Source organism: Streptomyces sp. NPDC091272, assembly GCF_044757485.1.
Lineage (GTDB): Bacteria > Actinomycetota > Actinomycetes > Streptomycetales > Streptomycetaceae > Streptomyces.
In genome coordinates, this window is record NZ_JBIVVC010000010.1 from 170386 (window position 1) to 183513 (window position 13128).

A 13128-nucleotide genomic window follows, 5' to 3' on the forward strand; every position below is an offset into this window, starting at 1 on the left:
CCCGAGCTCATGCCGGCAGGGGCGAGGACAGCACGGGCGGCACCCCACCGGCGAGGAGTGACCGCTGCTGAGCGTTACTCGGGGCCGTTGCGGAAGTGAGTTGAGCAGGAGCCTTCCGATCATCTGTTCGTGGGTCCCGCTATGTCGTTGACTGGCGCCTTGGCGCTTTTCACGCTCTCGAAGCCGTCGCACACGCGTGGGCCCGCGTCGGCCCTGCGGACACGGCCGTCCCTCGTAACCGCTGAGTGCACGGTCATCGCGTGCCGCTTCCTGACGGGTCCTGCGCCGTGTCCCACGCGACGTCAACCGCCGTGACATGACACCGCCTCAGTCGCACAAGGCTGCCCTCTGCGCCTTTCCCAGTCCCTCACTACGCGGTACCGGCGGCTCCTCCTTCAGTTCCGCGCCGAGGTCGTAGACATTGGCGGCTAGGACCAGTTGTCGCTCACCGTCGGCCGTGGAGAGGGACACGCTGGTGAAGCCAGGGCCGGCGCCGTCGGTCTCCCAGGCGCTGACCTGCTTGGTGTCCGGTCCCGTACCGCAGGACACGTCCATGCGCTGCACGCCCAGTCCGTACGCCGGCGCTGCGGGGAACTGCACCGTCGTCACGAGTTCGCGCTGCTGGGCCGGGCGCAGCAGCTTGCCGGTGAACAGGGCCCGGTGGAAACGGGCCAGGTCGTCGACCGTGGAGATCATGGCACCTGCGGTCCAGTCGTACGACGGGCTGAACCGGGTCATATCGCGTCCCGCGAGGTCGTAACCGTGCAGATGGGGGCCGTGAATGGCCGGGTCGGTCACCGGGAAGGAGGTGTCCTTCAGGCCGAGCGGGCCAAGAATCCGCCGGTTGATTTCGGAGGGCGCGCTGTGACGGGTGGCTGCCTCGATCACCAAACCGGCGACCAGGTAGTTGGTGTTCGAGTACGCCCAGTGGTCGCCGGGCGCGAAGAGCGGCTTGTGCCGGACGGCGCGGGCGATCACCTCCCGAGGGGTGTAGACGTGGTCCCATTCGTGGCGCTCCAAGTAAGGGGCGAAGAACTCCGGCTCGTTGGTCGGGTCGTACATGCCTGAGGTGTGATTGAGCAGTTGCCGGACGCTGATGTCCTTGCCGGCGTTGCCGTTCCCCTGGACCACGCCGGGCAGCCACTTCTCCACACTGTCGTTGAGCGAGAGCCGTCCTTCGCCCTCCAGCTGCAGCAGTACCGTCGACACGAACGACTTGGTGTTACTGGCGATCCGGAACCGCTGGCCCGGCCGTGCTCGCTCACCCCTCGCCGTGTCCGCGAGCCCGGCCGCCATCCGTGACTCCAGCTCTCCGCGCCTGGCATACGCCACTACACCCGGGAAACCGTCCGCGACCGTCTGCTCGATCGCTTCCTCAAGGCCGGCGGGCGGCGGGGGCGACCCCCGTTCCGCCGCGACCGTCGGGAAGATCCCTGATACCGCCACCGCGCAAATCCCCGCCAACAGTGCTGCTGCCCCCGCACGTGCCTTCACCGATTGCTCCTGTTTCTGTTGCCTGTGCTGCTGTTGCTATTGCCGTTGCCGTTCCTGCTGCTGTCCCAGCGTGCCGGGCCGCCACTCCTGTGGCCCATCCTGCTGACGCCCGGCTTGATACGGGGGCGTTCCCCACCCCGTCCCGTCCCGCCGCTCGGTAAATCGAGCCTCCGGATGCAGAACAAAAGGTGCGGGCACGGGCGTCGTGGCCGGGCTCGCGCAGGTTCCGCGACGGCCGGCGTCCGCCACCGAACAACCGGTAATGCCCAAGCGGCTCAGCAACTGAAGGGAGGATCCGTGTCCGACGTCGCGACGGCCCGGGACAGCCGACGAGCGCGGACCCTGCTGCCCGTCCTGTGCGGAACGATCGTCCTGGAGGGCAGCGATGTCGCCATGCTGGCCGTTGCCGGGCCCACCATTCGCGCCGCTCTCGTACTCGGGAGGCCCGCGGCGCGACAAAGCCCTGCTGGTCTTCGCCAGCGCCGGCGCCGGCGGCTTCTCGCTATGCCTTGTCCCCGGCGGGCTACCGACCGAACTCGGTTGCCGCTGGGTGTTCTTCGCCCCGGTGATCCTGGTCGGCACCCTCCTGCTCGCGGCGCTCAGGCTGCCGCCGGCCGAGGTCCGCCCCGAGCCCGCACGGCAGGGGCTTCGACCTGGTCGGCGCGGCCACCGCCGCCGCGATGCTGCGGCTCGCCTACGGCATCGCCCGGCTCGAACACCGCGGCGAAGGGCTCGGGCTGACCCTCGGCGCGTTCTTCGGCTTCCAGTTCATCGTCACGCTCCACCTGCAAGAGCTGCGCGGCTGGTCCTCACTGCGGACTGCGATCGCGCTGTCGTCATGGGCTGTGACGCCGTGCTGGCACCCACCCTCACCCCCGCCTGGTGAACCATCACGGTGACAGCCGGGTGATCTTCGGCGGCTTCCCGTAGGCGGTAGCGGCCTGCGGACTCTTCCTGCCGGTCGGGCGGGGCTGGTCGTACGCAGTGATGTTTCCGAGCCTCGTCGTCGTGGGCACCGCATTCGCCCTCGCCCACGCTCCGCTCACCATCGCGGCGACCGACAGCGTGGCCAAGGAGGAACAGGGCTTGGCCGGCGGACTGCTGTGCACGTGCACCCCGTTCGGCTCAGCGTCGGGATTTCCGCGGTGACCGCGGTGTACGGGATCACCCTGGCCGACACCGACGGAAAAGCGCGCGGCGCCGACGGCCCGCAACGAGGTCAACGACAACACCCCACGCTAGAGGGTAGTTCCTACTGATACTTCGCCCTGCTCCGAAACTAGCAATGTTTCAAGGACGTACGGCAGTCCGCGACGGAGAGCCACCGAGTGCCGTCCGAGGCCCTCCGGAAGTTGGTCACGAGCTGGTGCGCGTTTTCGTTCTCAGGGCCCTGGACACTCAACTGCCAACTGTCTCGTGGGCTTCCTGAAGCTGGAGATGGGGAGATGGCTGCGTACCAACGACAGCGAACGCATCGCCCGGCGCCTGCTGGTATCCATCCCGGTCGACCTGGCCAGGGGCGGACCTGGCACAGGCACGGGTTCGACGGCGAATCCGGAAACGGTCAGGCGGTGACCTTGCCGAAGATGTGGTTGGCGGGAGCTTCGGGGTCGTTGCCGTAGAAGAACTCTTCGAGCGCCTGGTGGAACTCGTCGCGGTCCAGTCCGCCGGAGCCGTCGAGGTCCAGAGCGGCGAAGACCGCGGCGCAGTCCTCGCCGGGGACGGCGGCGACCGAGTCGAACATCTGCTGGAACTCGGCCTGGTCGATCTTGCCGTCTCCGTTGAGGTCGACGAGGTCGAAGAAGCAGTTGGTGACCGGCGCGATCTGCTGCGGGTAGAGCGCGCGGTCGGTCAGGACACTCTTGAAGCCGTCGGTCATCTCCCGCACGTCGACCTTCCCGTCACCGTCCTGATCCATCGGGGCGATGACGTTCGACCAGAACTGGTCCATCCCCTCGGTGAGCCGGCGGGCGGTCTCGGCGTCAGGGGTGGTGGCGCGGGCGCCGATGTAACGCTCGCTCATCCTGCGGACGTCGTGCTGGGTGATGAATCCGTCGCCGTCGACATCGGCGCCCCTGAACCACTGGCCGTACTTGAGTTCTTGCAGTGCAGTCATGACGACGGATTGTATTCAAGCGGTTACGGTGCCGCGAAGGTTCGAGGGCGGGCCGGACGCCCGGCCCGCCCTGCCAACCTGGCACCCGCAGCAATGAACACGGCAAACTCGCCTGCCCATGAGTCAGCTTCGTTTCAGTGTTCGAGGTGTGGTGGTGTGAAGGCGAGTACCTCCTCCACGGGTCCGTCGTAGACCTCGACGTCGACGAGCGCGCTGTGCGCACTGGGGCCCTGGGACAGGCGCGAGCACCCGCGGTCCCCGGTGAGGGTGTTCGGGTTGCCGTGCCGGTCCAAGGTTCCGCTCCGGCCCGGCTGGGCCGGGTCCCACCACGCTCCGGTGGACAGCTGAATGACGCCGGACATGACGGTGTCCGACAGGATGGCCCCCGCCAGGCAGCTGCCTCGGTCGTTGAAGACGCGCACGATCATGCCGTTCTCGATACCTCGTGATGCCGCGTCCTGGGGGTTGATCGTTACGGGCTCGCGGCCACGGATCTTTGACTTGAGGCTGTGGCCACCGTTGTCGTACTGGCTGTGCAGGCGGGAGGCGGGCTGGTTGGAGATCAGGTGCAGTGGGAAGCGGCCCGCGAGATCGGCGCGAAGCCATTCCACGGGTTCGAACCACGTCGGATGTCCGGTGCAGTCGTCGTAGCCGAACGAGTCGATCCTTTCGGAGAAGATCTCGATCCGGCCCGAAGGTGTTGTCAGGGGGAAGCTCTGCGGATCGGAGCGCAGTGCCTCGAAGCTGCCGGCAAACGGCCCCTTGAGCGCCGGCAGCTCCACACCGGTGGCGCTTTGCCAGAAGTCGTCGAATTCCGGCAGGGCTGCGTCGGAGCCAAGGCCGGCCCTTGTCTGTTCGTAGAGGTGGCGGACCCATTCGATCTCGGAGCGCGCCTCGGTGAACTCGCGCTCGTAGCCGAGCCGGGCGGCCAGGGCGGCGAAGATCTGGTGGTCGGTGCGTGCCTCGCCGGCCGGCTCGCGGACTTTCGGCATCGCGACGAGGTGGGGGTCGGAGAACCCCGCGGCGAAGTCGTCGCGCTCCAGGCTGGTCGCGACGGGGAGCACGATGTCGGCGAACTTCGCCGTGGTGTTCCACCAGGCCTCGTGGACCACCACCGTGTCCGGACGCTGCCAGGCACGGGTGAGACGGTGGAGGTCCTGGTGGTGGTGGAAGGGGTTTCCCCCGCACCAGTAGATCAGGCGCAGGTCCGGCAGGGTCAGGCGCCGGCCGTCGTAGTCGATGATCCTGCCCGGCTCCAGCAGGGTGTCGGCGATCCGGGCGACCGGGATGAAGTCGGCCACCGGGTTCGCCACCCGCGGCACCGATGCCACGGACGGCCGGCCCGGGGCGACACCGGTCGCGTCCATCGTCGCGTAACCCGAGCCCCAGCCGCCGCCGGGCCGCCCGAGCGAACCCGCCATGGCCGCCAGTACGACCGACATCCAGATCGGCTGCTCGCCGTGGTCCGCCCGCTGTATCGCGTAGTTGACCATGATGAGAGAACGTTGCGCGGACAGGCGTCGGGCGAGATCGGTGATCGTGTCGCGGCTGATGCCCGTGATTGCCGACGCCCAGCCGGCGTCCTTGACGACGTCGTCCAGGTCGCCGGTCAGGTACGAGGCGAAGCGGTCGAACCCCACGCAGCAGCGGGTGAGGAAGTCTTCGTCGTGCCATCCGTTGACCAGCATGGTGTGCGCGATACCGAGCATCAAGGCGGTGTCGGTGTTGGGGACGACCGGCAGCCACTCGGCGTCGAGGAAACCGGCGGTGTCGCTGCGGATGGGGCTGACGTTCACGAACCGCACCCCGGCCTCACGGCACTTGCGCTGCAGGTCCCGCGTCCGGTGCCGGGCCAGTCCGCCGGGGTTGATCTGGCTGTTCTTCAGGGCCAGCCCGCCGAACGCCACCACGAGCTCACAGTTCTCGGCTATCTCGTCCCACATGGGCATCCGGGACTGGTAGCTCCACGGAGCGCCGCCGATCACATGCGGAAGAATGACCTCAAGAGCTGCGGTGCTGTACGTGTTGCGCGAGTCCGTGTAGCCCCCGCCCAACGCCAGGAATCGCTGGAGCTGCCCCTGCGCGTTGTGGAACCCACCCGCACTGGCCCAGCCGTACGAGCCACCGAACACCGCGCTGTCCCCGTGCTGCGCACGCACCCGGCGAAGTTCCTCGCTCACCAGCGTGAGCGCGTCGTCCCAGCTCACCTCCACGAAGGCGTCCACGCCCCTGGCCGTGTCATCGGCGCGCGGCACACCATCGAGCCACCCCTTGCGCACCGCGGGCCGCAGCACACGCGCACTGTCCTCGGCAGCCGCCACCATGCCGGGCCCGATGGGCGAGGGCGCGGGGTCATCACCCCGGGGCTCGATGCGCACCAGCCGGCCCGAGTCGACCACGGCTACGAAACTCCCCCAGTGCGTCGCCACCGGCATGCGTCGTTCCACCGTGCATCAACTCCATCCCTGAAGTCTTTCCGGCTCTCGCGCAACGGCCGCTGCATCACAGAGGTTCCGCGTCAATCTGCGGTCCGCAGGACACAGGCTCCCCCTGACGGGCGCCGCCCAACCCTGACTGCGCGCACGAGTGCGCGCCCGCAGCCCGCTCCCCTTTACGGGCAACACATCCGCCGACCGCGCGTCAACGAGGATCACCGACCGTGAAACCGGTACCGACACTGCCCACGTACCGCCGGCCGCCGTTTCCCGGCGGTTCGCCCACCGGGAGCACCGGGATCCACCCCCTTCTCCACCCCCTTCTCCACCCCCGTCTCCACCCCCGTCTCCACCCACGGGTCCAGGAGCGAAAGGCCCTGTCGCGGCAGCCTTGAAGGCATGACAACAACCGACTGGCTCATCGACATCGCCCTCGTCCTCGTCGTCTTCCGGCAGCTGCGGGAAGGCCGTCTCGACCTGAAGACCTTCCTGATCCCGCTGGGCATCGTGGCCTTCGTGGCCCACAACTACCTCGATTCCATCCCCACCGCGGGCAACGACCTCCTGCTGGTGGGCGCCTTGGTGGGGCTGGGAGCAGCCCTGGGCATCGCCGGCGGCATCTACACCCGGATCCGTTCCGTCGACGGACACCTCTTGATCAAGGCGGGCGCGGTGTCGGCGGCCCTGTGGGTACTCGGCATGGGAGCCAGGATGGGCTTCCAGTTGTGGACCGAGCACGGCGGTGGCGCCGACGACGTGGCCCGGTTCAGCCTCGCGCACCACATCACCAGCGAACAGGCCTGGGTTGCGGCGTTCGTGCTGATGGCTCTCACCGAGGTGATCACCCGGCTCGCCACGATCTTCGTACGGAGCCGGATGACGGCCCACGCGAAGCCGGCCACGCGAGCCGCCCACAGCGTGTACGCCTCTGACCGCGCGGTCTGACCGTGAGCTATGGTCACGCCGTGCCGGAAACCGACAACGCATCAGGCCCCGGACCGACCCCACATCCGGAGCGGGACTCCCGGCCGTTCCCCGTGCGTGACTCCTGGGGGCACCGGGTCGCGACGGTCGGGGTCATCGTCGTCGGGGTCCTGACCATCCGGCCGCTGGGCGTCAGCGGCCGTGGGCTGGCGGTTCTCGCACTCGTCGTGCTCTGCAGCGTGGGACTGGCGGCCCGTGCCCTGCCCGCGGAAAAGGTGTCGAAGCGCGCCGCCGTGGTCTGGCTGACGCTCGCGATCGTCGCGGCGGCAGCCCTGGTCGGCGTCAGCAGCAGCGGGACCGGCTATCTCTTCGCCTTCTTCCTCTCCGGCCATGTCGGATACCGGTTGGAGACCAGGCCCGCCCTCCTGCTCGCGCTGCTCTGCAGCCTGCTGTGCGGCGGCGTACTTTACTTCCGGCTGGGCCCGGGTTACCACGAGTTGCCCTGGCTCCTCGGCCTGACCACGGGCGCCCCCGTGCTCGCCGGCATCGCCAGCCGCAACCGCCGACGCGCCATCGAGTCGGCGCTCGCGGCGGCGGCGTCCGCGGAACGGGCCGCCCGCGCCGAGGCGCAGGCCATCGTACTCACCGAACGCAGCCGGATCGCCCGGGACGTGCACGACGTCCTGGCACACTCCCTCGCCGGGATCAACATGCAGCTGGAGCTGGCGGACGCGCTCCTCGACATCGGCGACCTGGACCAGGTCCGCCAGGCCAACCACAAGGCGCACAGCATGGTCAAGGAGAGCCTCAAACAGGCCCAGTGGACCGTCCACGCCCTGCGCGAGGACGCCCTGCCGCTGCTGGAAAGCCTGACCGCGATGCTCGAATCCTCCGGGCATCGTGACGTCCTGACCGTCACCGGCACCGTTCGTCAGACACCGGCCCACGTCACGCAGAACCTGCTGCGGATCGCCCAGGAGGCACTGACGAACGCGGCCAGACACGCTCCCGGCGGCCAGGTCACGGCGGAGCTGTCCTACGCGGAGACATCGACCACGCTGAGGATCCGCAACGGTCCCGCCACCCGCGCGGTGCCGCATGATGTCGGCAGCGGGATGGGGCTGATCGGAATGCGCGAACGCGTCGCCCTGCTGAAGGGCACCATCACCGCCGGGCCGGTGACCGAAGGACCGGACCGGGGCGGCTGGCAAGTGGAGGCAGTGATCCCAGGATGAACGAACCGACCGACAAACAGGAGCCGTTGCGCGTGGTCGTCGCCGACGACCAGGCCGCGGTCCGCGAACCGCTGGCCGCGATGCTCGGACTCTCCGCGGGCATCGACGTCGTCGCCGCCGCGGCGGACGGGCATCAGGTGCTGGCCGCCGTGGCGACGTCGACCGACCGCCCGGTCGACGTCGTACTGATGGACCTGCGTATGCCGAACATGGACGGAATCGAGGCGACCCGGCGCCTGACCGAGCAACACCCGGAGGTGGCCGTGGTGGTACTGACCACCTTCGCCGACGACGAATCGATCCTGGCCGCGCTCGGCGCAGGCGCCCGCGGCTACCTGACCAAGAACGCGGTCCGTCAGGACATCGTCCGGGCCATCCGGGCCGCCGCCGCCGGCCAGTCCGTACTCGACCACCAGGTCCAGCAACGGCTGCTCGCCACCGCACGGGCCACGTCGCCGGCGCCCTCGCAGTCGCTGCCGTCGGACATCACTCCCCGCGAGCGCGAAGTGCTGACGTTGATCGGCCAGGGACTGCCGAACCGGGCGATCGCCGAGAGACTCTTCATCAGCGAGGCCACGGTCAAGACCCACATCAACAACCTCTTCGCCAAGGCCGGAATCCGCGACCGGGCCGAGGCCGTACGCCGCGCCATCTTCGCGGGTCTCGCCTGATCGGTCACGGCGTCGTCGGCACCGTGGAGCTGCTGGGGCGTGGTCTTGGCTCCGGCGTCCCGATGCTGATCGGGGGGGGCGGCTCGGAGATCGCGGGGCCCCACGGCGGTCTCCGCTACGACGGACCGGTCGCGAATTCGTAGGTGCTCACCTTCTTGCGCCAGGTGCTCAGGCCTTCCCGGGGAGGTGGGCGGCCAGGGCCCGCAGGCCCTCAAGGACCTCGTCCGCGGTGGGGGCGTTCTCGGGGTCCGTGAGGTGCTGCATCATCAGGCCGCCGACCAGCGCGAGTTGGACCGAGCCGAGGGTGCGGATCGTCGCCTCGGAGAGATCGGACTCGGGAGTGCCGGTGACCTCCCGGGCCATGCCGCTGCGGCCCTGTCGCAGCCCGGCGGCCATCTGTTCGCGCAGGTCAGTGTCGCGCTGCGCGCGCAGGACCGTCTCCAGGTTGGCCATCCGGAGGGTCTTGTCGGCGGAGAACGCCTCGATCAGCCTGCCCCACAGCGCGCCGAGGTCGGCGTCGCCGTGAGGAGTCGTGCCGGCGGTCTGGTCTCCCGCGTCGAGTGACGCGAACAGCGCCTCGTTGAGCAGGGCTTCCTTCGAGCCGAAGTGGTAACCGATGGCCGCCATGCCGACCCCAGGAGTCCGCATGAGCAGCACCAAGAAGTCCCGCGTCAACGCCCTTGCTTCGGCCGCCGCACTGGTGACGCTCGCCGCCACCGTGAGCGCAATCGGCGGCACGGCCCGGGCGGACTCCGGCAGCTCCGCCGCTCCCCTCCAGGTGGCAACCGCCGAGGGCGTCGTGCGGGGCAAGGCCGCAGGTGCGGTGCGTACCTTCCAGGGCATTCCGTACGCCGCCCCGCCCACCGGTTCGCGGAGGTGGAAGGGACCGCAGCCGGCGCAGCCCTGGGCGAAGACGTTGGACGCCCGGACCCCGGGGAGCGCCTGCGCGCAGCCGGACAGCCCACCCGTCTCGATCCCCGGCGGCGGTAGCGAGGCCTGCCTCCATCTGAATGTCACGACTCCGGCCGTGCGGACGGCAGGACAGCTGCCGGTCGTCGTCTGGATACACGGCGGCAGCTTCACGTACGGCGACGGAGCAAGCTACAAGGCTGCCGGACTCGCCGCCGCGCGGCAGGGCGCGGTGGTCGTGACGGTCAACTACCGGCTCGGGGCGTTCGGCTTCCTCTCCGCGCCCGGCCTGCGCGCACCTGCCAACCTCGGCCTCCTCGACCAGCAGGCCGCGCTGAAGTGGGTCAGGCGCAACGCCGCCGCCTTCGGGGGCAACCCTCGCAACGTCACACTCATGGGGCAGTCCGGCGGCGGATACAGCGTCTGCGCCCAGCTCGTGTCCCCCGGTGCCCGGGGGCTCTTCCACAAGGCGATCGTGCAGAGTGCGGGCTGCGTCGGCCCGGACGGCTCGTTCACCCGCACCCAGGCCGAGGCGAAGGGGCGCGCCGTCATCGAGGCCGCGGGCTGCAAGGACCCCCGTACGGTCGACCCCTGCCTGCGGCGTACCTCCACCGCCGGCCTCGTCCAGGCGAGCGGCGCCGCACCCGGCCCCGCCCCCGGCTCCGACCCCGACGCCGCGTCCGAGCACAACGGGTACCGCCCGATGGTGGACGGCAAGGTACTCCCCGAGGCCCCGGCGCAGGCCGTCACCGCCGGGCGGTTCGCCCGGGTGCCGGTGCTGCACGGCTCCACCCACGACGAGATGAGCGGGCCGGCCGGGCTCGTCGAAGCCACAACGGGTAACCCGCTGACCGCCGACAGGTACGCCGCCGAGGTCACCAAGAGGTTCAAGGAGAAGGCACCGGCCGTCCTCGCCGAGTACCCGGCCTCGGCATACCCCGCACCGGGCGCGGCACTCTCGGCGGTGCTGACCGACTCGGAGTGGTCGACCGCGGCGCTCGACACACAACGGGCGCTGGCCCGCCACACCTCGGTGCACGCATACGACTTCGCGGAGACCAGGTCTCCGTACTTCAGGAACGCGCCGAGGCCGAAGAGCTTCTCGCTCGGCACCGGCCACATGGTCGACCTGGCCTACCTCTTCGAGAACGACATCTACGAGTCGCTCGACGCCAGGCAGACCGCACTGTCCGACAAGGTGACCGCCTACTGGAGCCGCTTCGCCGCCACCGGGACGCCGAACGGGCCCGGCCTGCCCACCTGGAAGTCCTTCACACCCCGCACCCCGCGCGTGCAGTGGCTGGCGTCGAATCGCATCGGGGCCACCGACTTCGCGGCGGACCACCACCACACCTTCTGGAAGGCTCTCGCCACCTCGCGCGGCTAGCCGCCGGCGGACCGGTTCCGCGCACGGGAGGCAACCGCCGTCAGCCGGGCCACGCCTTGACGTCACCGCTCACGCATGTACGGACAGCGCGCGAAAGAAACTCCCCGTGATTCCGCACGCCCCGCCAACGATCGCTGCACACCCTCTGTGAACGGGAACACTTGCCTCGCAGTGTCGGCGCATGCAGAAGGAAGGGCGCAGAAATTCGGACTTCGGTCCTGCAGGCCGAGTTGAGGAGTCGTACCGTGTGGGTTCCTGTTCTGACGTCGAAAGATCTCGGAAAAACTCCCGAGCGCGTATTCTACTGGGGATCGCCCGTGGCTGTTTTCCGTGATGCCAAGGGGCGGGTCCGCGCACTGGAGGACAAGTGCAGCCATCGTGGCATTCCGTTGTCGCGTGGAACCGTGAAGGGCGACACCCTGCGGTGCGACTTCCACCATTTCCGGTTCGACGGACTGGGCCGTTGTGTCGACATACCCAGGGAGTTCGAAGCGAGTGAGGAGTTCAAAGCCCGTTGCGCCGTCCGCCGTTACTACACACGAGAAGCCCTCGGACTCGTCTGGATTTCCGTCGAGAACGACCCGGACGCACCCTTCCCCGTCGATCAGCGCCACCTGGAGAGAGGTGACTTCTACGCCTGCGGACAATTCAAGGTGAAAGGTGACGTCCGGGTCTGGATGGACCATTTTCTCGACATCCCGCACTGCCTCTGGACGCACGCGGAGACCGCCTACTGGGGTAAGCCGGAGCAGGCGGCAGAGCTTGAGTCGATGAACATCCGCATCACCCCGCGAAGCATTTTCCCGGTCACCGGGGCCGTCGACATGGTCTTCCGGGCCGAGAAGCAGCGGCCTGTCTCGTACGACTGGAAGATGGGGCTGATGTCCGCGACGTCCCTGGCGCTGCGCAAGGCACGCAAGCCACTCGGCCGGACGGACCCCTTCCACCTGGAGGTGGTGGCCGACCTGGCCACCCCCGTGTGCCAGGTCAGCCATATCTCGCTGGGGGCACTGGGGGTCAAGGTCACGGGGTGGACCTCCATCAACCCCACAGGAAACGGGGAGCTGGTCTATTTCTGGGGAGCCGCCGTGCAGGCCGCAAAGCGAGGGATCGGTCGACGGAAGTTCCTCAGGAAAACGGTCGCAGATTTCGCAGAACAACACCTCGGCGTCGAAGACGGACTGCTCCTGGCGGAGGCCGTTCATCTGGAGGACGACGAACTGAAGGAGACGAGGTTCGAGCCGACGGTGATGGCCATGCGAGGAATGTTCGCCCGGTACCAGAGCGAGAAGGCTCATCTCTACCCGGAGAACTCCCTGATGCGCAGCCTTAGGTACGGGGCAGCCCCGTCGGGTGCTCCAGAAATCTGACCGGGAGGACCTGGCATGCCGGAACGCAAGGTGCACGCCCAGAAACTCGTACAAGCCCCCGCATCCCGGATCTTCGACGTACTCGCCGACCCGAGGAATCACGCTCGTCTGAGCGGCGACGGGTCGGTGAGGGACGCGCACCCCGGGAATCCGGAACGGCTGTCCCACGGAGCGGTCTTCCGCATGCGTGTCCACATGGTGATTCCCTATTGGATCACCAACGAGGTGGTCCTCTTCGAGGAGAACCGCGCGATCGCCTGGAAGCACTATGCCGGGCACACCTGGCGGTGGACCCTCGACCCTCGTGGCCAGGAAAGCTGCCTCGTCACCGAGACGTTCGACTACTCCACCACCCTGACCCCCAACCTGTTCGCGGCCGCCCGCGTACCCCGAAGAAATCTCCGGAACATGGAACAGACGCTGGCCAGGCTCGCGAAATGGACGGAAGAAGCGCGGTAGCAGGCTCCACGGGCCCAACGCGCCCTCATGCTCTGCCCGGCGGGCCTTGCCCGGCGGGCCTTGCCCGGCGGGCCTTGCCCGGCGGGCCTTGCCGCGGCTGGGCACCGTTCGCACGCCGTCGACCTACC

12 protein-coding genes are annotated in these 13128 nt (G+C 68.8%); 8 read left to right on the forward strand and 4 right to left on the reverse strand.

Annotated features, from left to right (window positions below; all coding sequences use genetic code 11):
- Positions 1–327: 327 nt before the first annotated feature.
- Positions 328–1446 (reverse strand): serine hydrolase domain-containing protein, encoded by a 1119-nt coding sequence (locus ACIQM4_RS25890; protein ID WP_401596026.1) that lies wholly within the window; start codon positions 1444–1446, stop codon positions 328–330.
- A 728-nt stretch (positions 1447–2174) separates the two neighbouring features.
- Between ACIQM4_RS25890 and ACIQM4_RS25895 the strand changes: the two genes are divergently transcribed.
- A complete protein-coding gene (locus ACIQM4_RS25895) occupies positions 2175–2393 on the forward strand; it encodes a hypothetical protein (protein ID WP_401596028.1) in 219 nt (72 codons plus the stop codon).
- 109 nt (positions 2394–2502) lie between these two features.
- The gene (locus tag ACIQM4_RS25900) at positions 2503–2643 is read left to right on the forward strand and encodes a hypothetical protein (RefSeq protein ID WP_401596030.1); all 141 of its coding nucleotides are present in this window, start codon (positions 2503–2505) and stop codon (positions 2641–2643) included.
- A 415-nt stretch (positions 2644–3058) separates the two neighbouring features.
- On the opposite strand, the gene ACIQM4_RS25905 is transcribed toward ACIQM4_RS25900, so the two are convergent.
- A complete protein-coding gene (locus ACIQM4_RS25905) occupies positions 3059–3610 on the reverse strand; it encodes an EF-hand domain-containing protein (protein ID WP_401596032.1) in 552 nt (183 codons plus the stop codon).
- A gap of 134 nt (positions 3611–3744) precedes the next feature.
- On the reverse strand, positions 3745–6057 hold the full coding sequence (locus tag ACIQM4_RS25910; RefSeq protein ID WP_401596035.1) for a molybdopterin-dependent oxidoreductase: 2313 nt from the start codon (positions 6055–6057) through the stop codon (positions 3745–3747).
- A gap of 387 nt (positions 6058–6444) precedes the next feature.
- On the opposite strand from ACIQM4_RS25910, the gene ACIQM4_RS25915 reads away from it, so the two are divergent.
- Genes ACIQM4_RS25915 through ACIQM4_RS25925 form a run of 3 tightly spaced genes read left to right on the forward strand, consistent with a single transcriptional unit; the run spans position 6445 to position 8875 of the window.
- Positions 6445–6990 carry a hypothetical protein gene (locus ACIQM4_RS25915; protein ID WP_401596038.1) on the forward strand — a complete coding sequence of 182 codons (546 nt, stop codon included), beginning with the start codon at positions 6445–6447 and terminating at the stop codon, positions 6988–6990.
- A gap of 20 nt (positions 6991–7010) precedes the next feature.
- A complete protein-coding gene (locus tag ACIQM4_RS25920) occupies positions 7011–8204 on the forward strand; it encodes a sensor histidine kinase (RefSeq protein ID WP_401596041.1) in 1194 nt (397 codons plus the stop codon).
- Positions 8201–8875, forward strand: coding sequence for a response regulator (locus ACIQM4_RS25925; protein ID WP_401596044.1), 675 nt, complete (start codon positions 8201–8203; stop codon positions 8873–8875). The genes ACIQM4_RS25920 and ACIQM4_RS25925 overlap by 4 nt, the downstream gene beginning before the upstream one ends.
- Positions 8876–9043: 168 nt before the next feature.
- Here ACIQM4_RS25925 and ACIQM4_RS25930 read toward each other — a convergent pair whose 3' ends face one another.
- Positions 9044–9523 (reverse strand): TetR family transcriptional regulator, encoded by a 480-nt coding sequence (locus ACIQM4_RS25930; RefSeq protein WP_401596046.1) that lies wholly within the window; start codon positions 9521–9523, stop codon positions 9044–9046.
- On the opposite strand from ACIQM4_RS25930, the gene ACIQM4_RS25935 reads away from it, so the two are divergent.
- From ACIQM4_RS25935 to ACIQM4_RS25945, 3 genes are all read left to right on the forward strand, one after another.
- Positions 9522–11171 (forward strand): carboxylesterase/lipase family protein, encoded by a 1650-nt coding sequence (locus ACIQM4_RS25935; RefSeq protein ID WP_401596049.1) that lies wholly within the window; start codon positions 9522–9524, stop codon positions 11169–11171. The two genes, ACIQM4_RS25930 and ACIQM4_RS25935, sit on opposite strands and share 2 nt — an antisense overlap.
- Positions 11172–11416: 245 nt before the next feature.
- Positions 11417–12541 (forward strand): Rieske 2Fe-2S domain-containing protein, encoded by a 1125-nt coding sequence (locus ACIQM4_RS25940; protein WP_401596052.1) that lies wholly within the window; start codon positions 11417–11419, stop codon positions 12539–12541.
- A 15-nt stretch (positions 12542–12556) separates the two neighbouring features.
- Positions 12557–13000: an SRPBCC family protein gene (locus tag ACIQM4_RS25945; protein WP_401596055.1), complete on the forward strand. Its 444-nt coding sequence runs from the start codon at positions 12557–12559 to the stop codon at positions 12998–13000.
- Positions 13001–13128: the final 128 nt, after the last annotated feature.

Coding starts and splice junctions, on each gene's coding strand:
- ACIQM4_RS25945 (WP_401596055.1), top strand. CDS start 12,557: ATGCCGGAACGCAAGGTGCACGCCCAGAAACTCGTACAAGCCCCCGCA.
- ACIQM4_RS25905 (WP_401596032.1), bottom strand. CDS start 3,610: ATGACTGCACTGCAAGAACTCAAGTACGGCCAGTGGTTCAGGGGCGCC.
- ACIQM4_RS25895 (WP_401596028.1), top strand. CDS start 2,175: ATGCTGCGGCTCGCCTACGGCATCGCCCGGCTCGAACACCGCGGCGAA.
- ACIQM4_RS25915 (WP_401596038.1), top strand. CDS start 6,445: ATGACAACAACCGACTGGCTCATCGACATCGCCCTCGTCCTCGTCGTC.
- ACIQM4_RS25930 (WP_401596046.1), bottom strand. CDS start 9,523: ATGCGGACTCCTGGGGTCGGCATGGCGGCCATCGGTTACCACTTCGGC.
- ACIQM4_RS25935 (WP_401596049.1), top strand. CDS start 9,522: ATGAGCAGCACCAAGAAGTCCCGCGTCAACGCCCTTGCTTCGGCCGCC.
- ACIQM4_RS25925 (WP_401596044.1), top strand. CDS start 8,201: ATGAACGAACCGACCGACAAACAGGAGCCGTTGCGCGTGGTCGTCGCC.